This window comes from Rathayibacter tanaceti (genome assembly GCF_009834165.1).
Taxonomy (GTDB): domain Bacteria; phylum Actinomycetota; class Actinomycetes; order Actinomycetales; family Microbacteriaceae; genus Rathayibacter; species Rathayibacter tanaceti.
In genome coordinates this window covers 2,693,689-2,715,952 of sequence record NZ_CP047186.1, presented here as the reverse complement: position 1 = coordinate 2,715,952, position 22,264 = coordinate 2,693,689, and the positions used below count along the sequence as shown (strand labels likewise).

Sequence of the window (22,264 nt, the reverse complement as noted above, 5' to 3'; positions counted from 1 at the left end):
CCCGGCGCCGGTGATCGTCCGGATCTCGCGAGAGCAGCGTGCCCGGCACCGGATCGACGGCGGGCGCGTCCCCGCCGCGGCGGACGCGCCCGCCTGATCGGGCGCCGCTCAGCAGGTGAGCGCGCCGCCGATGATCCCGGAGAGCATTCCGCCGGTCGCGGTGACGATCGCTCCCGCGCCGGTGATCGCGCCCATCACCCCGCCGGTCGCCGCTCCGCTCACGCCGCTCCCGGCGACGCACTGGCCCCACTCGTCCGACGCCCAGTCGCTGTCGAGGTGTTGGCCGCCCTTGGTCGTGCCGGACGAGTCGTCCGCGGCGAAGTGGAAGGTGACGGTGTCGGAGTCGTCGATCGACCAGTGACCCGAGACGGTGCGGTCGCGGCCCACCTCGATCCGCTCGGGGAGCGCCTCGGAGGTCTCGGATCCGTTCGTGAATCCGACTCCGCCGCCCGTCAGCTCGACGATCCGCGTGCCGTCGGTGACGTCGAACGTCACCGTGGACGCGGATCCGCCCCTCGCCTCGAGATGCACACTCCTGCTCGCCCCGTCGTTCCCCGGCTCCGCCTGCGCGGTCTGAGCCGTGAGCAGTGGCACCGCCAGCAGAATCGCCATGGCGGCGATCAGCGCCGTGCTCGTCGTCGTTCGTTCCCTCATCGTTCCCTCCATCGGGTTCCGATCCAGGAGGAGGGGTCAGCGCGGACGGTCGAGGAGAACGAGGGCGGCGGCCGCCACCACTGCAGAGACGGCAGCGTTGACGACCACGTTCCACGGATCCTCGGCGCCCACTGCGATCGCGACTCCGCGGCCGGCGAGCACACCGACGAACATGATCGGCAGCATCAGCCAGATGCGCCGCCTCCGCCGTGCCGCCGTCTCCGCCTGCTCGCGATCACTCATGCTCCGCCCTCCCGGAATGACCATACACGTATGGAATACCCTTTCGGTGAGTAAATGTCGAGGGCGTGGCACGATCCATCAGGGCTCGCTGCGCTGGATGAGGCGCGAGAGCACGATCGCCGAGCGGGTGTGGTCGACGTTCGGCGCGATCCGCACCTTCTCCAGGGCGAGCTCGAGGCTCGGGATGTCGCGCGAGCGGATGTGCACGATCGCGTCGGCCGAGCCGGTCACCGTGCCGGCGTCGACGACCTCTGGGACGGCCGACAGGATGCGACGGAGCTCGTCCGGAGCGACGGTGCCCCGGCAAAACAGCTCGACGTACGCCTCCGTCGCCATGCCGTCGACCGCGGGGTCGACCTTGATCGTGAAACCGCGGATCACGCCGTCGGCGACGAGGCGGTCGACGCGGCGCTTCACGGCGGAGGCGGAGAGGCCCACGACTCCGCCGATGTCGCCATAGCCCGCTCGGGCGTTCTGGCGCAGCAGATCGAGGATCTTCCGATCGATGTTGTCCATCCCCCGAGGATACGGGCGGGCGGGCGCGCTGCCCGCCGGTGTCGGTGGCCCGCTGGAAATTAACCTCGCTCGGCTATATAGTTGCAGTCGGTCAATAGTTGATCCGGGTCAACTAGAACCGCCGTCGTGCCGAAGAGGAGCCCATGTCACACCCCGAACACCGCGCCGCAGCGCGCGGAACAGCCGAACGCCACGCCCCCGCCGGGCCGGACGGCGCCATGTCCCACCGCCAGGTGCTCGAATCGCTCAGCGGACTCCTGTTGGGCATGTTCGTCTCGATCCTCGCGGGCACGGTCGTCTCGACCTCGCTGCCCCGGATCATCTCCGACCTCGAGGGCGACCAGAACGCCTACACCTGGGTCGTGACCGCGACCCTGCTCGCGACCACGGTGTCGACTCCGCTCTGGGGCAAGTTCGCCGACCTCTTCGACCGCAAGCTGCTGATCCAGCTCGCGCTCGGTCTGTTCGTCGTTGGATCGGCGTTGGCCGGCTTCTCGCAGGACACGAACACGCTCATCGTCTTCCGCGTGTTCCAGGGCCTGGGCGCAGGCGGCCTCGCCGCGCTGAGCCAGATCATCATGGCCGACATCATCAGCCCCCGAGAGCGCGGCAAGTACGCCGGCCTCTTCGGCGGAGTGATGGCGATCGGCACCGTCGGCGGCCCGCTCCTCGGGGGCGTCGTGACCGACGCCTTCGGCTGGCGCTGGAACTTCTTCATCGCGATGCCGGTCGCGATCGTCGCCATCGTCCTGCTCCAGATGACCCTCCGCCTGCCCGCGCAGCCGAAGCGGAAGGTGAAGATCGACTACCTCGGCGCCGTCCTGATCGCGGGTGGAGTCTCGCTCCTGCTGATCTGGGTGTCGCTCGCCGGCAAGAACTTCGAGTGGGCGTCCTGGGAGACCGTGCTCATGGTCGGCGGAGCCGTCGTCCTGCTCGTCGCCGCGGTGATCACCGAGCTGACCGTGGCCGAGCCGATCATCCCCCTCGGGATGTTCGCGAACCGCACCTTCAGCCTCGCCGTCGTCGCGAGCATCTCGGTCGGCGTCTCGATGTTCGGCGTCGCGGTGTTCCTCGCGCAGTACATGCAGCTCGCCCGCGGAGCCACGCCGACCCAGTCGGGACTGCTCACCATCCCGATGATGGCCGGCCTGCTGATCTCCTCCACGATCTTCGGAGGCGTCATCTCGCGCACCGGCAAGTGGAAGGCGATCATGATCAGCGGCGGCGTGCTCGCGGTCGTCGGCACCTTCCTCCTGAGCACGCTGCGCTACGACACCGATCTCGTGCTCGTGGGTGTCTACATGGCCGTGCTCGGTGCCGGGCTGGGCATGCTGATGCAGAACCTGGTGCTCGTCGTGCAGAACTCGATCGAGGTGAAGAACCTCGGAGTCGCGACCAGCGCGGTCACGTTCTTCCGCAGCCTCGGCGGCACCGTGGGCGTCTCGGTCCTGGGGTCGATGCTCGGCACCGTGATCGCCGACCACATCACGACCGGGATCGCCGGCCTCGCGCCGGCCGATCAGGCCCTCGCCGCGCAGGCGCTCGGCAGCGGCACGATCCCGCAGCCGGCTACCCTTCCCGACGCCGTGCGCATCGTGGTCGAGAGTGCCTACGGGATCGGAGTGGGCGACGTGTTCCTGTACAGCATCCCGCTGGCCCTCGTCACGCTGATCGCCGTGATCCTGCTGCCCAATGTCGACCTCGGCTCCAAGAATGCCGTCCAGCTGAAGGCGGAGCCCGCCCGCACGATCCAGGACGCGGAGGACGCGCTGATCGCCGCCTCCGACGGGCAGGCCGGGCTGCGTCCTGTCGGCCAATCGCGTCCGACCGGCTCGGTCGACGTGATCGAGCGGCGCTGATGCCGGCTGTCGCGGCCTCGGTCGGGGCGCTGCTCGAGGTCGAGGAGCGGATCACCGCGCTCGCCCTCCAGGTGCGCGTCGCCGTCCGGGACGCGGCGGCGTCGATCGACCCGACGCTGCCGCCCTTCGGCCTGCGGCTGCTGCGGATGCTCGAGCGCTGCGGTCCCGTCCACTCCGGCGCTGCGGCCGAGCGTCTCGGCGTCGATCGCAGCGCGATCAGCAGGCAGGCGCGCCAGCTCGCAGGACTCGGCCTGATCGAGATGGCGGCGGATCCCTCCGACGGTCGCGCTCGATTCCTCTCGCTCAGCACCGCGGGGTCCGCCCGGATCCGCGACCTCGGCGGGCGTCAGAGGCAGCGGATGCAGGAGGCGCTGAGCACCTGGCCCGAGGAGGATCTGCGCGCCTTCGCGGGATACCTGGAGCGGCTGACCGCGTCGAGCTGAACGGCCGACTCGTACTGAGGTGCGATTCTGCGCCAGACGTCGGCGGCGGGATCCGATCGCCTACTGTTCCTGAGTAGTGCTCGCTCCGGGGGTGGACATGTCGACGATTCCGTTCGTCGAAGCGGCAGCGACGACGTTCGCGCGGGCGCTCGTCACAGCCGCGCTGCCCGAGGTGATCGGGAACCTGGAGGGCGTGCCCTACGGGGCGCGTGCCCGGGCGAACGAGAGCGTGCTCCGGGCGAGGATCGCGGTGCTTGAGGAGGAGCAGCACGCGCTGCTCCGGGGTGTGGCGGGGCCTGGCGAGAAGGACTTCCGGGAGGTATCGGTGCAGCTCAGGGCGCTGCAGAACATCGCGGACTCGTTGGAGGAGATTCTCGGAGGGGCGAGCGCTTCCTGATCTCCCTCACGGACGATCATCCCCCTCTCGCCGCGGTCTCGATCGGCGATCTGGACACCGCGACGAGCGTGACCTATGCGGTGCCGGGGATGGGGCAGACGACGGACAGCATTTCGATACGGGTGCGGCTGCGGGGACGTATCGGATCGGTGCGGTCGCGCGGTGTGCTCCGGGTTATGCGGCGGGGATGTCGCGGGAGGACAATGCGCAGCGTGAGGCGGGTGTTGTTTTTCCCGGTGATGAGTGGGTTCGAGAGAAGCCGAATCCGCGGAAGCAGCCGCCGACGCCGTCTGCCGCCGCAGGGTGACCTCTGGTCGTGTCGAGGGTGTCGAGTCGCGGTGGCGGCGGGTCGACGGACGGTCTCCGAGGCCGAAACGCGGATCCACGTATCGGCGCGGCGCGCCAGCTCGCGTCGACGATGGCCGGGTGCTGCCACTCGAGGACCCGCGCCTCCCGGGCGGGCACGCCTCCGAGGCGCTCGCCGACCTCGTCCCCGACGCCGGCGCCCTCCAGCCGACCAGGCGCCGTAGTAGGCCTACAGCTACTCCGGTGTCGCGGCGGAGCGGCCCGAGTGGGAGCTGCGCGCATTCGCGGGGTACCTGGAGCGGCTGACCGCGGGCAATGGGCGGGCGGCGCGGACTGGTGCGGTCCGCATCACATCTGCGTCTGCGTCGCGGAGTGGCGGCTCCCCGTGGCGCGGAATGCGCGGCGTCCCGCGCCAGCCGCGCGCTCTGCCGCGGCCGCCGGTTTACTGTTCCGAGATATTCTCACTCGAAAGGCGATGATGGAGTTCCCCTTTGACGATGCAGCGGCGGTGGCCCTCGTCGACGCCGCTGAGCGGGCGGCCGTCTCGCTCTCGACCCAGGGCCTGCTGCGGTCCGCCGCCATCGAGTACGCGCTCCGGGAGTTCCGGGGCGCCTACTCGGAGCTGTTCCGGCAGGTCTGCCGCTGCGAGGCAGACAATCGCAACCGGCTGAGCGGCGAGCTGTACGGACTCGCCGACACGGTGCGGCTCGTCGCAAGGCTCGCCGCGGAGGAGCGTCGACGCCGCGAGGAGTACGCCGCCTGGGAGCAGCGAGCGGCCGAGCGCGAGGAGCAGCGTCGTGCCGATCCGGTGGCGGCCCTCGCGGCCGGGGTCGATGAAATCTTCGATCGGCCGCCCTCCGACCAGCCGATCGTGCCGCCGCCGATCTGCGCGCTGTTCTCCCCGGACTCGGCGAGCCGCACCTCTGTCGGCGGGGCTGCCGTGGGAGGCGCGACTTCAGCCGACCCCGAGCACCTGGACGTCTTCGTCTCCGAGACCCGGCAGGCCAATGAGTCGATGCGGTCGCGGCTCGAGGAGCTGATGACAGCCTGGGGAGCGTTCCGCAATCACTGCCCGTGGGCGCCGGTCGAGTCCTTCTCGGTGCTCCGGGGCTTCCGCGAGCTGCTGTCGATCGGCGCGGCCGATGTGAGCTGGGTCGAGCAGATCTCCCTTGCTTTCGCCGCCGCCGGGGGAGGAGCGCTCTCGACTCCTGTTCTCGACGTCGTCGGCACCATCGCGCGGCCCCTCGGTGGCCGGAGCCTGCTCGACTCCCTCGCGACGCTCTCGGCCGACGACCTCGCGACGCTCCTCGCCTCATCGCCCGACCTCCCGGCGCGGCTCGGACGGCTCGCGCCGGCTCTCGTGAACGAGTGGTGGCGGAGCCTCGACCCGACCGACGGTGCGCCGTTCTCGCCGCAGCAGGAGGCGCTGGTCGCCGGTCTGCCGGAGGTGATCGGGAATCTCGAGGGGGTGGCCTACGGCGCGCGGGCGGAGGCGAACGAGAGTGTGCTCGTGGCGCGGATCGCGGCGCTGGAGGGCGAGGCCGCGGGACTGCGCGGGGAGGCGAGCGACGGTGCGGCGGAGCGGCTGACGGCGGTGCGGTCGCAGCTGGCGGCGCTGACGAACATCCGGGCGTCACTGTGGGCCAAGTCCGGCCGGGCGCCTCGTTTCCTCATCTCCCTCACCGATGACGAACCTCCGCTCGCCGCCGTCTCGATCGGCGATCTCGACACCGCGACGAACGTCACCTACGCCGTCCCCGGGATGGGGCAGACGACGGAGGGCATGACCCAGTGGACGAAGGCGTCGCAGAACCTGCAGTCGCTGCTCCCGCCCGGCAGCGCTGTCGTCGCCTGGATCGGCTACGAGACTCCGCCGATGCCGGAGGACGGCTTGGAGGTCCTCTCCTCGACGGACGCCGTCGCGGGCGGCGCCGCTCTGGCCTCGGCCGTGCAGGGGCTCTCAGCGGTGCGTGGCGACGACATCCCGAAGCCGAACGTCGTCGCGCACTCCTACGGCAGCACCGTCATGGCGGCCGCCGCCTCGCGCTCCGACGTCGACCTCGGGGTCGTCGTGACGCTGGGCTCGGCCGGTCTGCCGGACAGCGTCGACGAGGCGAGCGACCTGCATGCCGAGGCCGTCTACGCGGGCCAGGCGCGATCGAAGCTCGTAGGCGAGACCGAGAGCGGCGACGAGGCCGCCTGGATGGGCAGGGAATTCAGCACGGATCACCACACGAATCCTGCCGACGAGGACTTCGGAGCGCAGGTCTTCGGAGTCGAAACGGGGGGCGAGGCGGGCCGCGTCGTCACGAACCATGATGTTCTGAAAAGCGATGTCGGTGATCTCGCGGGATACCTCGACGAGCAGACCGAGTCCTTGAGGAACGTCGCGCGGGCCGTCTCCGGGCGGGCGGATCTGCTGACTGAGAATCGCCCACTCGGTCCTACCGATTTCCAGAAGAAACTGAGGCAGGCCACTGATGGCGCATACACGCTGTAACCGGCGGAGAGGTGTCGCACTGATCCCCGCTGTTCTGTTGGTGGTGACGGTGTCCGCGTGTGCGGGAGAGAGTGAGGGGGCGGGTCCGGTGAGCACGATGAGTCCTCGGGAAGGGCGGGATCGGGTGGTGGAGTTCGTGCGGGACTCCGCTGGGCGGCTGGATGTCGAGGGGTGGTGGCCGCGCACTGGAGAAGCGCGGCCGGATGAGTGCGGCCTCGGTGGTGGGGTGAAGGGGGCGAGTTATAGCTATGACTGGTGGGCTCCGGCGGGGGCGGATGTCGAGGGTGATGCTCGGAAGGTGGCCGATTATTGGGAGTCGTTGGGGATGAGTGTGAGGGTGACGGATTCGACTCCGCGGCCGACGGTGTATGGGGAGGGTGGTCCGGTGTTGCGGGCGAGTTTCGACACGGGTGCTGTGGAGGATCAGTACAACATCGGCGCGGTGATGCCGTGTGCTCCGGGTGACTTCGAATCGCTCCTGCTTGATGACAATGCGCAGCGTGCGGCGGGCGCGGTTCTCCCGGGTGATGAAGGCGTTGTTCCCAAGCCGGATCCGAGGGACCGGCCGACCACTCCGCCGAGTTCCGGGTCGCAGGGATGAGCCGCGTCGTAGGCCGCGTCGTTCCGGCGGTTGTTGCTGTTCTGTTGGCGGTGACAGTGTCCGCGTGTGCGGAGGAGGAGGGGGCGCGTCCGGTGAGCACGATGAGTCCTCGGGAGGGGCGGGATCGGGTGGTGGAGTTTGTGCGTGAGTCGGCGGCACGGCTCGATGTCACGGGGTGGTGGCCGCGCAGCGGTGCCGCTGGGCCGGATGAGTGCGGCCTCGGTGGTGGGGTGAAGGGGGCGAGTTATAGCTATGACTGGTGGGCTCCGGCGGGGGCGGATGTCGAGGGTGATGCTCGGAAGGTGGCCGATTATTGGGAGTCGTTGGGGATGAGTGTGAGGGTGACGGATTCGACTCCGCGGCCGACGGTGTATGGGGAGGGTGGTCCGGTGTTGCGGGCGAGTTTCGACACGGGTGCTGTGGAGGATCAGTACAACATCGGCGCGGTCATGCCCTGTGCTCCCGGCGATGCGGAAGCGCTTCTCCTCGAGGATGAGGCGCAGCGTGCGGCAGGCGTGGTTCTCCCGGGCGACGAGGGGATCGTGTTGCAGCCGCGACCGGGTCAGTTGATGCCGACGTCGATCCCGACATCGGAGCCGACCGCGGAGCAGGGAGCTTCGGGATGAGGGGTGCGGGGAGCTGCGTCGTAGGCCGCGTCATCCCAGCGGTTGTTGCTGTTCTGTTGGTAATGACGGTGTCCGCATGTGCGGCGGAGAAGGAGGCGGGTCCGGTGAGCACGATGAGTCCTCGGGAGGGGCGGGATCGGGTGGTGGAGTTCGTGCGGGACTCCGCTGGGCGGCTGGATGTCGAGGGGTGGTGGCCGCGCACTGGAGAAGCGCGGCCGGATGAGTGCGGCCTGGGTGGTGGGGTGAAGGGGGCGAGTTATAGCTATGACTGGTGGGCTCCGGCGGGGGCGGATGTTGAGGGTGATGCTCGGAAGGTGGCGGAGTATTGGGAGTCGTTGGGGATGACGGTGCGGTTGGTGGACACGACTCCGCGGCCGAGTGTCTATGGGGAGGGTGGTCCGGTGTTGCGGGCGAGTTTCCATACCGGCGGTGCCGAGGAGCTGTACCTGATCGGGGCGGTGATGCCGTGTGCTCCGGGTGACTTCGAATCGCTCCTGCTTGATGACAATGCGCAGCGCGAGGCGGGCGTAATTCTGCCCGGTGATGAAGGGGCCGGGCTGGAGCCGGATCCGAGGGACCGGCCGGCGGGGACCACTCCGCCGAGTTCCGGGACGCAGGGATGAGTCGCGTCGAGCGCAGCCTCGTCCCGGCAGCGGTTGCTGTTCTGTTGGCGGTGACAGTGTCCGCGTGTGCGGAGGAGGAGGGGGCGCGTCCGGTGAGCACGATGAGTCCTCGGGAGGGGCGGGATCGGGTGGTGGAGTTTGTGCGTGAGTCGGCGGCACGGCTCGATGTCACGGGGTGGTGGCCGCGCAGCGGTGCCGCTGGGCCGGATGAGTGCGGCCTCGGTGGTGGGGTGAAGGGGGCGAGTTATAGCTATGACTGGTGGGCTCCGGCGGGGGCGGATGTCGAGGGTGATGCTCGGAAGGTGGCCGATTATTGGGAGTCGTTGGGGATGAGTGTGAGGGTGACGGATTCGACTCCGCGGCCGACGGTGTATGGGGAGGGTGGTCCGGTGTTGCGGGCGAGTTTCGACACGGGTGCTGTGGAGGATCAGTACAACATCGGCGCGGTCATGCCCTGTGCTCCCGGCGATGCGGAAGCGCTTCTCCTCGAGGATGAGGCGCAGCGTGCGGCAGGCGTGGTTCTCCCGGGCGACGAGGGGATCGTGTTGCAGCCGCGACCGGGTCAGTTGATGCCGACGTCGATCCCGACATCGGAGCCGACCGGCGGCTGACCCGCCTTCAGTGCGGCGTGCCCACGAGCTGCGCGACGTGCACGACGAACGCGCGACGGCGGTCCCGCGTCTCCTCGCCGCCGCGGGAGGCGAAGGGGGTGAGATGCCAGATCTCGCAGAGGCCGAGGAGGGCGATGAAGAGATCGTCGGCCGACCAGCTCGCGTCGACGACTCCCGCGCGCTGCCACTCGAGGACTCGCGCTTCGGGGGCGGGGATCCCGCCGAAGCGTTCGCCGGCCTCCTCCCAGACGCCGGCACCCTCGAGGCGAGCCCAGGTGAGCAGGCGCAGGAACTCGGGGTGCTCCCAGACGTGGTCGAACATGCGACCGGCGAGGTCCGGGAGGTCGGAGGCCTCGGCGAGCAGCGTCGCGTCGAGAGCGGTGATCGCCTCGACGACGGTCGCGACGAACAGACCGCGCTTGCCGCCGAAGTAAGCGTAGAGCCGCTCCTTGTTAAGCCCGGCGGCAGCGGCCACACGATCGACCCGGGCACCGGCGAAGCCGTGCGCGGCGAACTCGGCGGAGGCGGCGCGCAGGATGCGCTCGCGGGCAGGGAGCGCCGGGTCGGACGTCGGATCCATGGTTCACCTCCGGGCGCTCGAACGATACACTCTTCTCCGCCCAACCAACTGGTTGGGGTGGTTCGGCCCCGACGACGCGGCTCGGATCCGGACCCACCGGTCCCGCTCCGCTCCCGTGCGAAAGGCCGCCATGCCCTCCCCCTCCGCTCCCTCGTCCGCCCGCCGCTGGTGGGTGCTCGTGATCCTCGCGCTCACGCAGCTCGTCGTCGTCCTCGACGGCACGATCGTCACCATCGCCCTGCCTGCCGCGCAGGCCGACCTCGGGCTCACCGACGTCGAGCGCCAGTGGGTTGTCACCGCCTACGCGCTCGCCTTCGGCGCCCTGCTCCTTCTCGGCGGCCGCATCGCCGACTACACCGGTCGCAAGCGCACCTACCTGATCGGCATGGTCGGCTTCGGCGTCGCGTCCGCGTGGGGCGGACTCGCCTCCTCCGGCACCGAGCTGATCGCGGCCCGCGGCCTCCAGGGAGCGTTCGCTGCGCTCCTCGCCCCCGCCGCGCTGGCGCTGCTCACCGTGTCGTTCCCCTCCGGTCGCGAGCGCGGCACGGCCTTCGCTGTCTTCGGCGCGGTCGCAGGAGCGGGCGCGGCCGTCGGGCTCGTGCTCGGTGGCCTGCTCACCGAGTTCGCAGACTGGCGCTGGTGCCTCCTGGTCAACGTGCCGGTCGTCGTCGGCGGCGCGATCGCCGGCCAGCTGCTGGTCACCGAGAGCCGTGCGGAGGGGCGCAACCGCTTCGACGTCGCGGGGACGATCACCGTCGCGCTCGGCCTCGCGAGCGTGGTCTACGGCTTCACGCTGGCCGAGCAGGGCTGGCTCCGCGTCGACACTCTCGGATTCCTGCTCGCCGGCGTGCTGCTGCTCGCCCTCTTCGTGCGCATCCAGGCCAGGTCCGACCACCCGTCGCTGCCGCTGCGCATCGTCGCCGATCGGGTGCGCGGAGGCGCCTTCCTGGTGCAGGCGATCGTCGGCAGCGTCATGATCGGCTCCACCCTCTACCTCACCCTGCACCTCCAGCTGGTCCTCGGGCTCCCGCCGCTCGAGGCGGGCCTGGCGAACCTGCCGATGACGGTGACGATCATGATCGTCGCCGGAGTCGCCGCACGCCTGCTCCCGCGCACCGGCCCACGCATCCTCATGATCGCGGGACCGCTGATCGCGGCCGCGGGCCTGCTCTACCTCAGCCGCGTCACCCCGGACGGCGGCTACCTCGTCGAGGTGCTGCCCGCGCTGATCCTGCTCGGCATCGGCATGGCGATGGTCTTCGTGCCGCTGCAGAACCTCGCGCTCACCGGAGTCGCGGCTCACGACGCCGGCGCCGCGGGGGCGACCGCGAACGCCGCCATGCAGATCGGCGGCTCGATCGGGCTCTCGATCTTCACCACCGTCTACGCCGGCGTCGCGGGCGAGCAGCAGTCGCCCGCCGCGTTCGTAGACGGCTACTCCGCTGTGTTCGTCGCGGCCGCGATCGGCCTGGTCGTCGCCTCCGGCGTCGCGGTCGCGATGATCCGGGTGAAGAAAGAGGAGTTCCTCGCGCAGGCGCCGAAGGAAGCCGTCGCCCACCTGGGCTGATCCCGGCCTAGGCTCGGAAGAGCCATGCAACCACTGACCGAGAACGAGATCCGAGCCTGCTTCGTCAACGCTTCGCGCAAGGAGGTCGCCGACCTCGCTCTGCCGAAGGCCATCGACTCCTTCGACTGGGAGGGGGTCGACCACCTCGGCTGGCGCGACCGGAGGATGGGACGCCGCGCCTACGTCGTGGTCCCGCTGGAGGAGCGTGTCGTCGGGGTGCTGCTCACGCAGGCCGACGCGCTGCCCCGCTCGCGGGCCCAGTGCTCGTGGTGCCGCGACATCCGTCTCCCGAACGACGTCGTGTTCTTCGGGGCACGCAAGGCGGGGGCAGCCGGGCGGGCGGGCGACACTCTCGGCACGCTGGTCTGCTCGGAGTTCCAGTGCTCGGTGAACGTGCGGCAGCGACCACCGGTCGCCTACGTCGGGTTCGACGTGGAGGCGGCGCGGTCGGAGCGGATCGCGACTCTGCGGGCGCGCACCACAGGCTTCGTCCGTGAGGTACTCGGCGAGGTGTGACCGCGCTCAACGGCGGGTGGAGGCACGCACGTGCATCCGCTCGCCCTGACGGCCGAACAGGCTGAGGAACTCGACCTGCTGCTCGTCGGCGCGGCCGAACCAGTGCGGCACGCGGGTGTCGAACTCCGCGGCCTCTCCGGCGGGCAGGACGAGATCGTGCTCGCCGAGGAGCAGGCGCAGGCGTCCGCTGAGCACGTAGAGCCACTCGAACCCCTCGTGTTCGCCCTGCTGTCCGGGCTCCGGTACCGGTCCGGGCGGGATCGTGTGCTTGAACGCCTGGAGCGCGCCTGCGTCGCGGCTGAGCGGCTGGATGAGCATGCCGTTCCGGCGCATCGGCCGGCCGTGCACCCGTGGGTCCTCGGGTGCGGCTCCCACGAGCTCGTCGAGCGGCGCCTCGAGGGCGCGGGCGATCGGGAGGAGCAGCTCGAGCGTCGCGCGCCGGCCGCCGCTCTCGAGGCGCGAGAGGGTGCTCGCCGAGATTCCCGTCTCGGCAGCGAGCGAGGCGAGCGTGCGGTCGCGGCGGGTTCGGAGGCGTCGCAGGCGCGGACCGACGGCCGCGACGATCTCGTTGTCGGAGGGGGCGGTCCGGTCGTCGTGCACGAGGTCAGCCTGGCACGCGGGATGCCTCCGCGTGCCGGAACGGCACGGATCCTCGCTGGCGCGGCCGGATCGGCGGAGCATCGTCGGCATGACCTCCACCAACGCCTCCACCGGCCCGTCCACCGATGCCCCCGCTCCCGCCGACGCCCTGATCCTCGGTGCGTCCTTCGCGGGCCTCGCCGCCGCTACCGCGCTCGGCCGCAGTCTCCGCGACGTCCTCGTCGTCGACGGCGGGCCTGCGCGCAACGCCCCCTCGCCCGGCGCGCACAACGTGATGACCCGCGACGGCATGCCACCGATCGAGCTGGTGCGCCTGGCGCGCGTCGAGGCCGAGGGCTACGGCGCGCGGTTCGTCGGGGGCGAGGCGGTGCGCGCCTCCGCGGGGCCGGATGGGGTGACGGCCTCACTCGCCGACGGCACGGTGCTGCGGGCCCGCCGCCTTCTCCTCGCCACCGGGCTCCGCGACCTCCTGCCCTCGATCCCCGGCCTCGCCGAGCGCTGGGGCCGAGACGTGCTGCACTGCCCGTACTGCCACGGCTTCGAGGTGCGCGGGCAGCGCATCGGCGTGCTCGGCAGTTCTTTCGCCCCGCACCAGGCGCAGATGTTCCGACAGCTGAGCGAGCGGACGTCGGTCCTCCTGAACGGGACGCCCGCGCCGACAGGAGACGAGGCCGCGGCGCTCGCCGCGCGTGGGATATCCCTCGTGCCGGGCACCGTCGAGGAGATCGTTGTCGATGGCGACCGCCTCACGGGCGTCCTGATCGAGGGGCGGCTGCATGAGCTCGACGCGGTCGTCGTCGGCCCGCGGGTCGAGGGACGGCTTCCGGAGGGGCTCGGGCTGGAGCTCGCGGATCACCCGTCGGGGGTCGCGCAGCACCTCGCCGTCGATCCGATGGGCAGGACGAGCGTGGCCGGAGTCTTCGCCGCCGGCTCGCTGGTCGAGCCGATGGCGCAGGTGGTCGCCTCGGCCGCCGACGGTCTGCGGGTGGGAGCAGCGATCAACTACGACCTGATCGAGGAGGAGATCGCCCAGGCGGTGCGCGCGGCGTGATCGACGAGCCCGCTCAGCGCCGGCGGTACTCCAGCTCGGGGCGCCCGGGGGAGCCGTAGCGGGGCGCGCGGTCGGCGACTCCGGTGTCAGCGAGGTGCTCGAGGTAGCGGCGGGCGGTCACCCGCGAGATGTCGAGGCGGGTCGCGAGCTCACCTGCCGAGAGGCCGACCGGGCCCAGCAGGGCGGTCACCGCCTCGAGGGTCTCAACCGAGAGCCCCTTGGCCAGGCCGGGCGCGTTCGAGGTGCGGAGGGCCGCGAACGCGCCGTCGACCTCGTGCTGGCTGGCGACAGCGGTGCCGTGCATCCGCTCCCGGAAGGCCCGGTAGCTGGAGAGTTTGGCGGCGAAGACGCCGAAGACGAACGGCTTGATCAGGTACTGCACGATGCCGGCGGCGACGGAGGCGCGCACGACGGCCGCGTCGCGCACGGCGGTGATCGCGATCACGTCGACCTCCAGGCCGGCCGCCCGCACCGCCCGGCAGAGGTCGAGCCCGCCCATGTCCGGCAGATTCATGTCGAGCAGGATGAGGGCGATCCCCGGATCTGCGCGGAGCGCTCGGATCGCCTCGGCCCCGCTGCCCGCGACCGCCGCCACCTCGAATCCCTCCACCCGGCGCACGTAGTCGGCGTGCGCGTTCGCGGTCAGCGGCTCGTCCTCCACGACGAGCACGCGGATCACGACGCCACCCGCGACGGGAGCGGCAGCTGCACCGTGAACACCGCGCCCACGTGGCGCGAGACCTCGATCGTCCCGCCGAGCCGCTCCACCACCTGCTGCACGAGCGCCAGGCCGATCCCGCGGCCGAACGCGTCCGACTCCTTCGTCGAGTAGCCGCGGGCGAAGACATCGGCGGCGGCCTCGACTCCCGGGCCGCTGTCCGAGACCTGGACGACCAGATCCCCGTCGGCCAGCCCGAGGTAGACCTCGACCCACGGTTCCCGCTCGGGGGCGGAGGAGGCCGCCGCGTCGAGCGCGTTGTCGATCAGGTTGCCCAGCACGGTCACCAGGTCGCCCGGCTCGAGGCCCTGCGTGCCGGGTTCGAGGTGGGTCTCGAAGTGCAGCTCGACTCCGCGCTCGCGCGCCTGCGCCGCCTTGCCCAGCAGGAGCGCGGCGATCACGGGCTCCTGCACCGAGCCGAGCACCCTGTCGGCCAGACGCTGACTGAGAGTCAGCTCGCCGGCCGCAAAGGCCAGGGCCTCATCCGGGCGGCCCAGCTCGATCAGCGACGCGATGGTGTGCAGGCGGTTCGAGAACTCGTGGGTCTGCGAGCGCAGGGCGTCCGAGAGCGTGCGCATCGACTCGAGCTCACCGCTCACCCGTTGGAGCTCGGTGCGGTCGCGGAGAGTCGTGACCGTGCCCAGCGGTCGGGCGCCGGGGGAGGCGGCGGGCCGCTCGTTCACCACGAGGATCCGCTCGTGCGCGACGACCAGGCGGTCGGCGACCGGCTCGTCGGCCTGGAGCAGCTCCCGCAGAGCCTCGGGGATGTCGAGCTCGGCGACGGGTACCGGCGTGCGCAGGCCCTCGAGCCCGAGCAGCTCGAGCGCGTGGTCGTTGGCGAGCACGAGCCGGCCGCGGTCGTCGACCAGCAGCAGGCCCTCTCGCACCGAGTGCAGCACCGACTCGTAGTAGGCGAAGACCTGGCCCATCTGCTCGGGCCCGCGCCCGGCGGTGACCCGCCGCAGGTAGCGGGCGAGGAGCCAGGAACCGACCGCGCCGAGGGCCACGGCCCCCACCACACCCCAGGCGACGACCTGCACGCGCGCGGCGAAGGAGGCGTCGACCGCCGAGAGCGTCACTCCTGCCGACACCAGCGCCACGACCGTCCCGTCGGCGCTCTCGATCGGAGCCACAGCCCGCACCGAGGGGCCGAGGGTGCCGGTGTACGTCTCGGTGAAGGTGCGGCCCTCGAGCGCGGGCTCGATCGTGCCTCGGAAGGGCAGGCCGATCTGGTCGCGGTCGCGGTGGGTGTAGCGGGTTCGGTCCGGGCTCATGATCGTGAGGAAGTCGACGCCGGTGTCCGCCATGATCTCCTCGGCGTACGGCTGGAGGCCGACCGACGGATCCGGTGCCCGGGCCGCCTCGAGCACGAACGGGTTGTCGGCGACCGTCCGGGTGACGACCAGGCTGCGCTGGGCGGCCTCGTCGCCGGCCCGGCCCCTGGCGTCGAGGGCGAGCACCGCGACGGCGGCGCCTCCGATCAGCAGGATGCACAGCAGCTGCACGACGAACAGCCGTGCGGCGATGCTGCCGCGCGGGCCGCGGACGAGAGGCGTCCTGACCATCCGCACCCCTTCGTCCGCCGGTTCGCCCGGGCGTGAACAGTATGAACGCAACGCAGGCGCCCGGCCCAGGCGGGTCCACGATCGTCGTATCCCCTCACCTCGACGAAGAGAAGGACACGCTCATGGCGAAGACTCCCGGCCGACCGGCCGACCGGTTGATCCCCGCGGTCACCCCCGCGAAGAAGACCCGCAGGAGGATCGACCGCAACCACTGGCTCTACATCGCGGTGATCATCGCCGTGGCCGCGGGTGTGGTCGTCGGCCTCCTCGCTCCGGCGTTCGCCGCGACGCTTGAGCCGGTCGGCAGAGCGTTCGTCGGCCTCATCAAGATGATGATCGCCCCCATCATCTTCTGCACCATCGTGATCGGCATCGGCTCGATCGCCAAGGCCGCGACGGTCGGCAAGGTCGGTGGCCTCGCCCTCGGCTACTTCATCGTGATGTCGACCTTCGCCCTGGCGATCGGCCTCGTGGTCGGCAACGTCCTGCACCCGGGAGAGGGCCTCGACATCTCGAGCGCCACCTACGACACGAGCGATCTCAAGGTCGAGAGCACCTCGGACTTCATCCTCGGGATCATCCCGGTCTCGCTGTTCTCGTCGCTGGTCGACGGCAGCATCCTGCAGACCCTCTTCGTGGCCCTCCTGGTCGGCTTCGCCCTGCAGAAGATGGGAGCGAAGGGCCAGCCGATCCTCGGCGCGATCAAGCAGCTCCAGGTCCTGGTCTTCCGCATCCTCTCGATGGTGCTCTGGGTCGCTCCGATCGGCGCGTTCGGTGCGATCGCCGCGGTCGTCGGCAAGACCGGCTGGGGCGCGGTCGTCGCCCTCGCCACGCTGATGATCGGCTTCTACATCACCTGCGCGATCTTCGTGGTCGTGATCCTCGGCCTGCTGCTGCGCCTGGTGACCGGAGTCAGCATTTTCTCGCTGATGAAATACCTGGCCCGCGAGTACCTGCTCATCGTCGGAACCTCCTCCTCCGAGGCGGCGCTGCCCCGCCTGATCGCGAAGATGGAGCACCTGGGCGTCTCCAAGCCGGTCGTCGGCATCACGGTGCCCACCGGCTACTCCTTCAACCTCGACGGCACCGCGATCTACCTCACGATGGCCTCGCTCTTCATCGCCTCGGCGACCGGCACCCCGATGTCGATCCCGGAGCAGATCGGCCTGCTGCTGTTCATGATGATCGCCTCGAAGGGCGCGGCGGGTGTCACCGGAGCGGGCCTGGCCACCCTCGCCGGCGGCCTCCAGTCGTTCCGCCCCGACCTGGTGAACGGCGTCGGAGTGATCGTCGGCATCGACCGCTTCATGTCGGAGGCGCGCGCGGTCACCAACTTCACCGGGAACGCCGTCGCCACCCTGCTGGTGGGCACCTGGACCAAGCAGATCGACATGGTTCAGGTCCGCGAGGTCCTCGGCGGACGCTCGCCCTTCGACGAGACCACCCTCGGCGCGGACGAGCACGACGGTGCGGCCTCGGGCACCTCGATCACCGAGGGGATCGCGTCGATCCAGGACTCGGATGAGGCGGCGCGGATGCGCGCGGAGATCGCGGGCACGCGGTAGGACCGACCGCCGGAGGCCCCGCCCGGACTTCCCGGGTGGGGCCTCCGCCGTGTGAGGCGTCAGCGCCGGCGTACGCCGAGCAGCGGAAGAGTCACCGAGCAGAGCGGCCCGATCAGCGTGGCGAAGAGCAGGGTTCCGAGGCCGACGTCGCCTCCGAGCAGCCAGCCGATCATCAGGACCGTCACCTCGACGCCCGAGCGGCCGAGCCAGATCGGCAGGCCCGTGCGGGCGTGCAGGCCGAGCATCAGCCCGTCGCGAGGGCCGGGGCCGAGGTGGGCGCCGATGTAGATCCCGCTCGCCACCGCGAGTAGGAGCAGGCCGCCGGCGAACAGCAGGCCGCGGGCCCACCACTCCTCGGGCGCCGGCAGCACGCGCAGACCGACGTCGATCATCGTGCCGACCACCAGCACGTTCAGCACAGTCCCGAGGCCGGGCCGCTGCCGCAGAGGGATCCACAACAGGAGGACGAGCAGTCCGATCAGGTTGGTGAGCAGTCCGATCCCGAGTCCGCTCTGGCGGGCCAGGCCTTGCGCGAAGACGGTCCAGGGATCCACTCCGATAGCCGCGCGGATCATCATCGCGTCGGCGAATCCGTAGAGCGCGAGGCCCGCGAGCAGCCGCGGAAGGGGGCGGAGGCGCCACTGGCTCGCCGGACGAGCGGCGGCCGCGACGGGAGCGGTGATCGTCATAGCGGATAGTTCATCGTGCCATTGGCCTTCTCCGCGCGGTCCAATCCGACTACCTTGGATGCATGGCTGATGTCCACTTCGGCGCTCGCGCCCTGCAGACCCTCCTCGGCGACTGGCGCGAGCAGCGCGGAACGCGACCGGCATACCTCGCGCTCGCCGACCGGATCCGCCTGCTCGGCATCGACGGCCGCATCCCCGCGGGCAGCCGCCTCCCCGCCGAGCGCGAGCTCTCGGCCCGTCTGGGCGTGAGCCGCACCACCGTGGCCGCCGCCTACCGCGAGCTGCGCGACAGCGGCTACCTCGTGAGCGTGCGTGGCTCGGGCAGCGTGACGCGCCTCCCCGGAGCGGCGGTGCACGCCGTGCCCTCGCTCGCACCCGACTTCCTCGACTTCACCAGGGCCGCGCTGCCCGCCGTGCCGGAGCTGGCCGACGCATACACCCGGGCCGCGCAGCTGGCTCCGGAGCACTTCGACACGGGCTCCTACGACACGATCGGCCTTCCCGAACTGCGGCGCGCGATCGCCGAGCGCTACACCCGCCGCGGCCTGCGCACCGAGCCCGGCCAGATCATGGTGACCATCGGCGCGCAGCACGCGATCGCCTTGGTCGCTCGAACCCTCTTGGCCCGCGGCGACCGCGCCCTGATCGAAGCGCCGACCTACCCGCACGCCTACGAGGCGTTACGGCTCGCCGGCGCGCGGCTGGTGCCCGTCAACGTCGACGGCGCCGACGGCTGGGACGGCGAGGGCCTGATCGCAGCGCTGCGCGGCACGAGCCCCAGCCTGGCCTACCTGATGCCCGACTTCCACAACCCGACCGGCCGTTCGATGACGCCCGAGCTGCGGGAGCGGGCGATCGCCGCGGCCGCCCGGCAGGGGACCCTGATCGTCGCGGATGAGACGACCGCCGAGCTCGACATCGACCGCAGGATGGCGCCCCTGCCGTTCGCCGCCTACGGGCCCGAGGGGACGGTGCTCTCCATCGGATCGGTCGGGAAGACGCTGTGGGGAGGCATCCGCATCGGCTGGATCCGGGCCGAGCGGGCGGTCATCCGCAAGCTCGCCCTCGCACGCTCGGCGAGCGACCTCGGCACGCCGATCCTGGAACAGCTGCTGGTCGCCGACATGCTCGGCCGGATGGACGAGGTGCTGGAGCTGCGACGCGAGCAGCTCCGCGCGGGCCGCGACCACCTCGAGGCGGCGCTCGCCCGCGCGATCCCGGAGTGGAGCGTGCCGCGGGTCTCGGGTGGCCTCTCGACCTGGGTCGGGCTGGGGCGGCCGGCGAGCTCGCAGCTGGCGCTCGCCGCGCGGACGGCGGGCCTGCTGATCACGGCGGGACCGCGCTTCGGGATCGACGGCGCTTTCGAGCGCTTCCTGCGCATCCCGATCGGCTACACGCCCGAGGCGACCGACCGGGCCGTGGGCGCCCTCGCGTCCGCGTGGGCGCAGGTGGCCCGGCACCCGGCGGCCGACCCGGGATACTTGGCCGACGTGGTGTGACGCGAGGCCGCTGGTCACGGCGGGGGAGGCTCGGTCGCGATCGTGTGCGGGCCGGGGGGACTCCGTGCCGGCGATGACGAGCGTCGACGTGTGACCGGGTTCTCCCGCGTCGGCGGACGACGCGATCGGGGCTGGTGGGGAGGTCGTTGGAGCCGTCACCTCTGCGTCCTCGCTCGTCATGATGACGATACTCGCCACGATGATGCCGGCGGCCGCCAGCGCTCGCTCGTCCTCGTGCTTCTGAGGGCGCCCGACGAAGACCCCCCTCGTCAGCTGCCATCCCCCTCGATGCTCACGCCGAGGTGCCGTCCTGCCCTGGTGCTGTCACGTGTCGTTCTCCCTCTCGGCGTACGGGCCCGCTCGCTCGGAGGCCGGGTCGACGCGGGGTCGCGGACTACGGACCCCGGCCTTTCGACCTTATCGACATCCGTCGCGGTCATCCGCGTTGCCCCTCGAGAGCCTTCGGTACGATGCCGGATGGCTTCCTTCACCTCGGACGTGATCCTGCTCTGCCTCACCCACGACGGAGCCTGGGCGGGCGGCGGGACTGGGCCGTCGGAGGCCGCTGGCGCAGCGGCCCTGGCCGACGCGGTCCTCTCGGGCGCGGTGCTCCTGGGTGAGCGCGGGGTCGAGGTCGTCGACGTCGCTCGGCTGCCCGCTCGATTCGGCGCGGTCCTCGAGCGCACGTCGGAATTGGGCGCCGTCGTCGATGAGCTGGGCGAGGACGAACTGGACGGTGCACTCGACGAGCTCGAGAGCAGAGGTGTTGTGTCGGTTATACGGTCAAAGTTTCTCGGAATGTTTCCGACCGTGCGGATCACCGTGCTCGACGATGCGCCGCGCAGCGCCCTCGTCGCGGAGCTCGCCGCGCTCGTCGAGGGGCGGCAAGCGGAGCCTCATGCGGCCCTCGCCTTCTCGATCCTCGACGCGGCGCGCATCCTGCCCTTCGTCCTCAAGGTGCCGGAGGAGCGGCGGGCCGCAATCCTCCGCGGAGCGATCGACGCAGGCGGTGTTGCCGAGGGGGCGGCCCGCTCGCTCGAGCAGCTACGCGTCGCTGTCTACACCACGGTCTTCTCCGCTGGCCCACTCCTCTGACCCCGGTGGCGCATATCGCTTGGGGTAGCCCGTCCTCGGCGGGTTGGCGAGAGGACGCGGGTTTGGCCCGGGTACACCTCGCATCCCCGTACTTTCTGATCAGAGCGATCGAACCCGGCGCGACCGGTGGCGGATCAACCCTCTCAGATTGAAGTATTATCGGATAACTGATATTATGTCAGTTTGACCGTATGCGGCCTCTAAAGAGGAGCTTGTCCCGCTGGCAAACGCGCCCCTTGAGGGTTATTCACGGGTCCAGTTTGATGCTTTCGGCGCGCTTCAACTGAACAACGGTCCTTCCTTGGGAGAATTGTGTTATCACACATCATTCAGGAGAAAGAACCGTTGCAGGTGAAGCATGCAGCAGGATTGACGTACGCCGAGGCGAAAGCTCTGTCGAAGCGGATGCTTGGCGAGGTCAGCGCTTCAGGGGAGGCGCCGGACTGGCCGCCGACTCTGGGAGTGTTCACGTCGCTTGTCATCACGCTGAGTTATCTGAAACGCAACACCGCGCAGGTCGTGCTCGCCGAACAGCACGGCGTATCGCAGCCGACGATCTCCCGTGCGATCGCGTCGATCACGGCATGGATCGCAGCAACTCTCAGGGCGGACCTTCCGACCGCGGACGACCTCGACCCGAACGGCCAGTACATCCTCGACGGCACCCTTCTCCCGTGCTGGTCCTGGAGAGACCGGCCCACGCTCTGGCCGGGGAAGCACACGACGACCGGGTTCACCGTGCAGGTCGCCTGCGATCTCAGCGGACGCCTGGTCTGGGTCTCCGACCCGGTCGACGGCCACCGCCACGACATCGCCGTGCTACGCGCATCCGGAGCACTGCACGGCCTCGACCCCGCGAACTGGTTCGGTGACAAGGGGCTACATCGGGCTCGGCATGATCACCCCGATCCGCACAAGAACCGACCGGGACATGCTCGAATGGGAACACGAATTCAACAAAAACGTCAACTCGATCCGCTACCAGATCTAACGCGTGATAGCACACGTGAAGAACTGGAGAATCTTTCACACCGACGACCGCAGGCCCATCAACACCTTCGCCGAAACCATCACCGCCGTCGTCGGGCTCAGATTCCTCGAACCAACCCGCTGAATAACCCTCTCGGCATCCTCATCTCGGACGTAGGGCGCTCTTCATAAGCTTTGATTCGGCCGTGTCGTTCAGAGGCATCCGCTCCCATCCGAGAAAATGGAAGTTTCACGACGTGAACGCCATCGACCGGCCCTCCGAGTCCCGTCCATCTCGTCGTCGTCTCCTGAGTGACGGCCGCGGCTACCTGCTGGTCCACTCCGTGGTGAGCCTGCCGGTCGGGTCGTCGCCGGCCGGGGTGCGGCTGGGCCGAGGCGCGGCGGAGTCGGCGCGCAGCCGGGGCGCGGTCAGCCGGTCCGGGACACGACGTCCCGCCCAACACTCAGTCG

At 70.4% G+C, this 22,264-nt stretch carries 21 protein-coding genes; 13 read left to right on the top strand and 8 right to left on the bottom strand.

Going from position 1 to position 22,264, the window contains the following annotated elements:
- Positions 1–108: 108 nt before the first annotated feature.
- From GSU10_RS12800 to GSU10_RS12790, 3 genes are all read right to left on the bottom strand, one after another.
- Positions 109–654: a hypothetical protein gene (locus GSU10_RS12800; protein WP_132504984.1), complete on the bottom strand. Its 546-nt coding sequence runs from the start codon at positions 652–654 to the stop codon at positions 109–111.
- A gap of 36 nt (positions 655–690) precedes the next feature.
- The gene (locus GSU10_RS12795; protein ID WP_068212654.1) at positions 691–897 is read right to left on the bottom strand and encodes a hypothetical protein; all 207 of its coding nucleotides are present in this window, start codon (positions 895–897) and stop codon (positions 691–693) included.
- 78 nt (positions 898–975) lie between these two features.
- The gene (locus GSU10_RS12790) at positions 976–1,413 is read right to left on the bottom strand and encodes an Lrp/AsnC family transcriptional regulator (protein WP_068212651.1); all 438 of its coding nucleotides are present in this window, start codon (positions 1,411–1,413) and stop codon (positions 976–978) included.
- Positions 1,414–1,631: 218 nt separating this feature from the next.
- Here GSU10_RS12790 and GSU10_RS12785 point away from each other — a divergent pair, with 218 nt between their 5' ends.
- The 6 genes from GSU10_RS12785 (at position 1,632) to GSU10_RS12760 (ending at position 9,379) form a co-directional block, all read left to right on the top strand.
- Positions 1,632–3,272: an MDR family MFS transporter gene (locus tag GSU10_RS12785; protein WP_068212648.1), complete on the top strand. Its 1,641-nt coding sequence runs from the start codon at positions 1,632–1,634 to the stop codon at positions 3,270–3,272.
- Entirely contained in the window at positions 3,272–3,715 is a 444-nt protein-coding gene (locus GSU10_RS12780) for a MarR family winged helix-turn-helix transcriptional regulator (protein ID WP_068212638.1), read from the top strand. The genes GSU10_RS12785 and GSU10_RS12780 overlap by 1 nt, the downstream gene beginning before the upstream one ends.
- 91 nt (positions 3,716–3,806) lie before the next feature.
- A complete protein-coding gene (locus GSU10_RS12775) occupies positions 3,807–4,112 on the top strand; it encodes a hypothetical protein (RefSeq protein ID WP_132504982.1) in 306 nt (101 codons plus the stop codon).
- Between the two features lie 781 nt (positions 4,113–4,893).
- Positions 4,894–6,918, top strand: coding sequence for an alpha/beta hydrolase (locus GSU10_RS12770; RefSeq protein ID WP_158286106.1), 2,025 nt, complete (start codon positions 4,894–4,896; stop codon positions 6,916–6,918).
- 597 nt (positions 6,919–7,515) lie between these two features.
- The gene (locus tag GSU10_RS12765; RefSeq protein ID WP_159316553.1) at positions 7,516–8,145 is read left to right on the top strand and encodes a hypothetical protein; all 630 of its coding nucleotides are present in this window, start codon (positions 7,516–7,518) and stop codon (positions 8,143–8,145) included.
- 925 nt (positions 8,146–9,070) lie between these two features.
- A complete protein-coding gene (locus GSU10_RS12760) occupies positions 9,071–9,379 on the top strand; it encodes a hypothetical protein (RefSeq protein ID WP_159316552.1) in 309 nt (102 codons plus the stop codon).
- Positions 9,380–9,386: 7 nt separating this feature from the next.
- On the opposite strand, the gene GSU10_RS12755 is transcribed toward GSU10_RS12760, so the two are convergent.
- Positions 9,387–9,959 carry a TetR/AcrR family transcriptional regulator gene (locus tag GSU10_RS12755; protein ID WP_068213356.1) on the bottom strand — a complete coding sequence of 191 codons (573 nt, stop codon included), beginning with the start codon at positions 9,957–9,959 and terminating at the stop codon, positions 9,387–9,389.
- Between the two features lie 130 nt (positions 9,960–10,089).
- Here GSU10_RS12755 and GSU10_RS12750 point away from each other — a divergent pair, with 130 nt between their 5' ends.
- Together GSU10_RS12750 and GSU10_RS12745 are read left to right on the top strand one after the other, a co-directional pair.
- On the top strand, positions 10,090–11,526 hold the full coding sequence (locus GSU10_RS12750) for an MFS transporter (RefSeq protein ID WP_068213362.1): 1,437 nt from the start codon (positions 10,090–10,092) through the stop codon (positions 11,524–11,526).
- Between the two features lie 24 nt (positions 11,527–11,550).
- The gene (locus GSU10_RS12745; protein WP_068213353.1) at positions 11,551–12,042 is read left to right on the top strand and encodes an FBP domain-containing protein; all 492 of its coding nucleotides are present in this window, start codon (positions 11,551–11,553) and stop codon (positions 12,040–12,042) included.
- A gap of 6 nt (positions 12,043–12,048) precedes the next feature.
- Here GSU10_RS12745 and GSU10_RS12740 read toward each other — a convergent pair whose 3' ends face one another.
- Entirely contained in the window at positions 12,049–12,642 is a 594-nt protein-coding gene (locus GSU10_RS12740) for a helix-turn-helix domain-containing protein (RefSeq protein WP_068213351.1), read from the bottom strand.
- An 88-nt stretch (positions 12,643–12,730) separates the two neighbouring features.
- Here GSU10_RS12740 and GSU10_RS12735 point away from each other — a divergent pair, with 88 nt between their 5' ends.
- Positions 12,731–13,693 (top strand): NAD(P)/FAD-dependent oxidoreductase, encoded by a 963-nt coding sequence (locus GSU10_RS12735; RefSeq protein ID WP_132504978.1) that lies wholly within the window; start codon positions 12,731–12,733, stop codon positions 13,691–13,693.
- Positions 13,694–13,706: 13 nt separating this feature from the next.
- Here the strand turns inward: GSU10_RS12735 and GSU10_RS12730 are convergent, their stop codons facing one another.
- Positions 13,707–14,372, bottom strand: a complete 666-nt coding sequence (locus tag GSU10_RS12730; RefSeq protein WP_068212553.1) for a response regulator — start codon at positions 14,370–14,372, stop codon at positions 13,707–13,709.
- A complete protein-coding gene (locus tag GSU10_RS12725) occupies positions 14,369–15,976 on the bottom strand; it encodes a sensor histidine kinase (protein ID WP_068212551.1) in 1,608 nt (535 codons plus the stop codon). Before GSU10_RS12725 ends, GSU10_RS12730 begins: the two co-directional genes overlap by 4 nt.
- Before the next feature lie 122 nt (positions 15,977–16,098).
- Between GSU10_RS12725 and GSU10_RS12720 the strand changes: the two genes are divergently transcribed.
- Positions 16,099–17,541 carry a cation:dicarboxylate symporter family transporter gene (locus tag GSU10_RS12720; RefSeq protein ID WP_068212549.1) on the top strand — a complete coding sequence of 481 codons (1,443 nt, stop codon included), beginning with the start codon at positions 16,099–16,101 and terminating at the stop codon, positions 17,539–17,541.
- Positions 17,542–17,600: 59 nt separating this feature from the next.
- On the opposite strand, the gene yczE is transcribed toward GSU10_RS12720, so the two are convergent.
- Positions 17,601–18,230: a membrane protein YczE gene (yczE, locus tag GSU10_RS12715; RefSeq protein WP_068212547.1), complete on the bottom strand. Its 630-nt coding sequence runs from the start codon at positions 18,228–18,230 to the stop codon at positions 17,601–17,603.
- Between the two features lie 62 nt (positions 18,231–18,292).
- On the opposite strand from yczE, the gene yczR reads away from it, so the two are divergent.
- The 3 genes from yczR (at position 18,293) to GSU10_RS15335 (ending at position 21,985) form a co-directional block, all read left to right on the top strand.
- Positions 18,293–19,729 carry a MocR-like transcription factor YczR gene (gene yczR / locus GSU10_RS12710; protein WP_132504976.1) on the top strand — a complete coding sequence of 479 codons (1,437 nt, stop codon included), beginning with the start codon at positions 18,293–18,295 and terminating at the stop codon, positions 19,727–19,729.
- Positions 19,730–20,206: 477 nt separating this feature from the next.
- A complete protein-coding gene (locus GSU10_RS12705; RefSeq protein ID WP_068212545.1) occupies positions 20,207–20,824 on the top strand; it encodes a GPP34 family phosphoprotein in 618 nt (205 codons plus the stop codon).
- Between the two features lie 312 nt (positions 20,825–21,136).
- Positions 21,137–21,985 (top strand): transposase family protein, encoded by an 849-nt coding sequence (locus GSU10_RS15335; protein ID WP_208859918.1) that lies wholly within the window; start codon positions 21,137–21,139, stop codon positions 21,983–21,985.
- Positions 21,986–22,264: the final 279 nt, after the last annotated feature.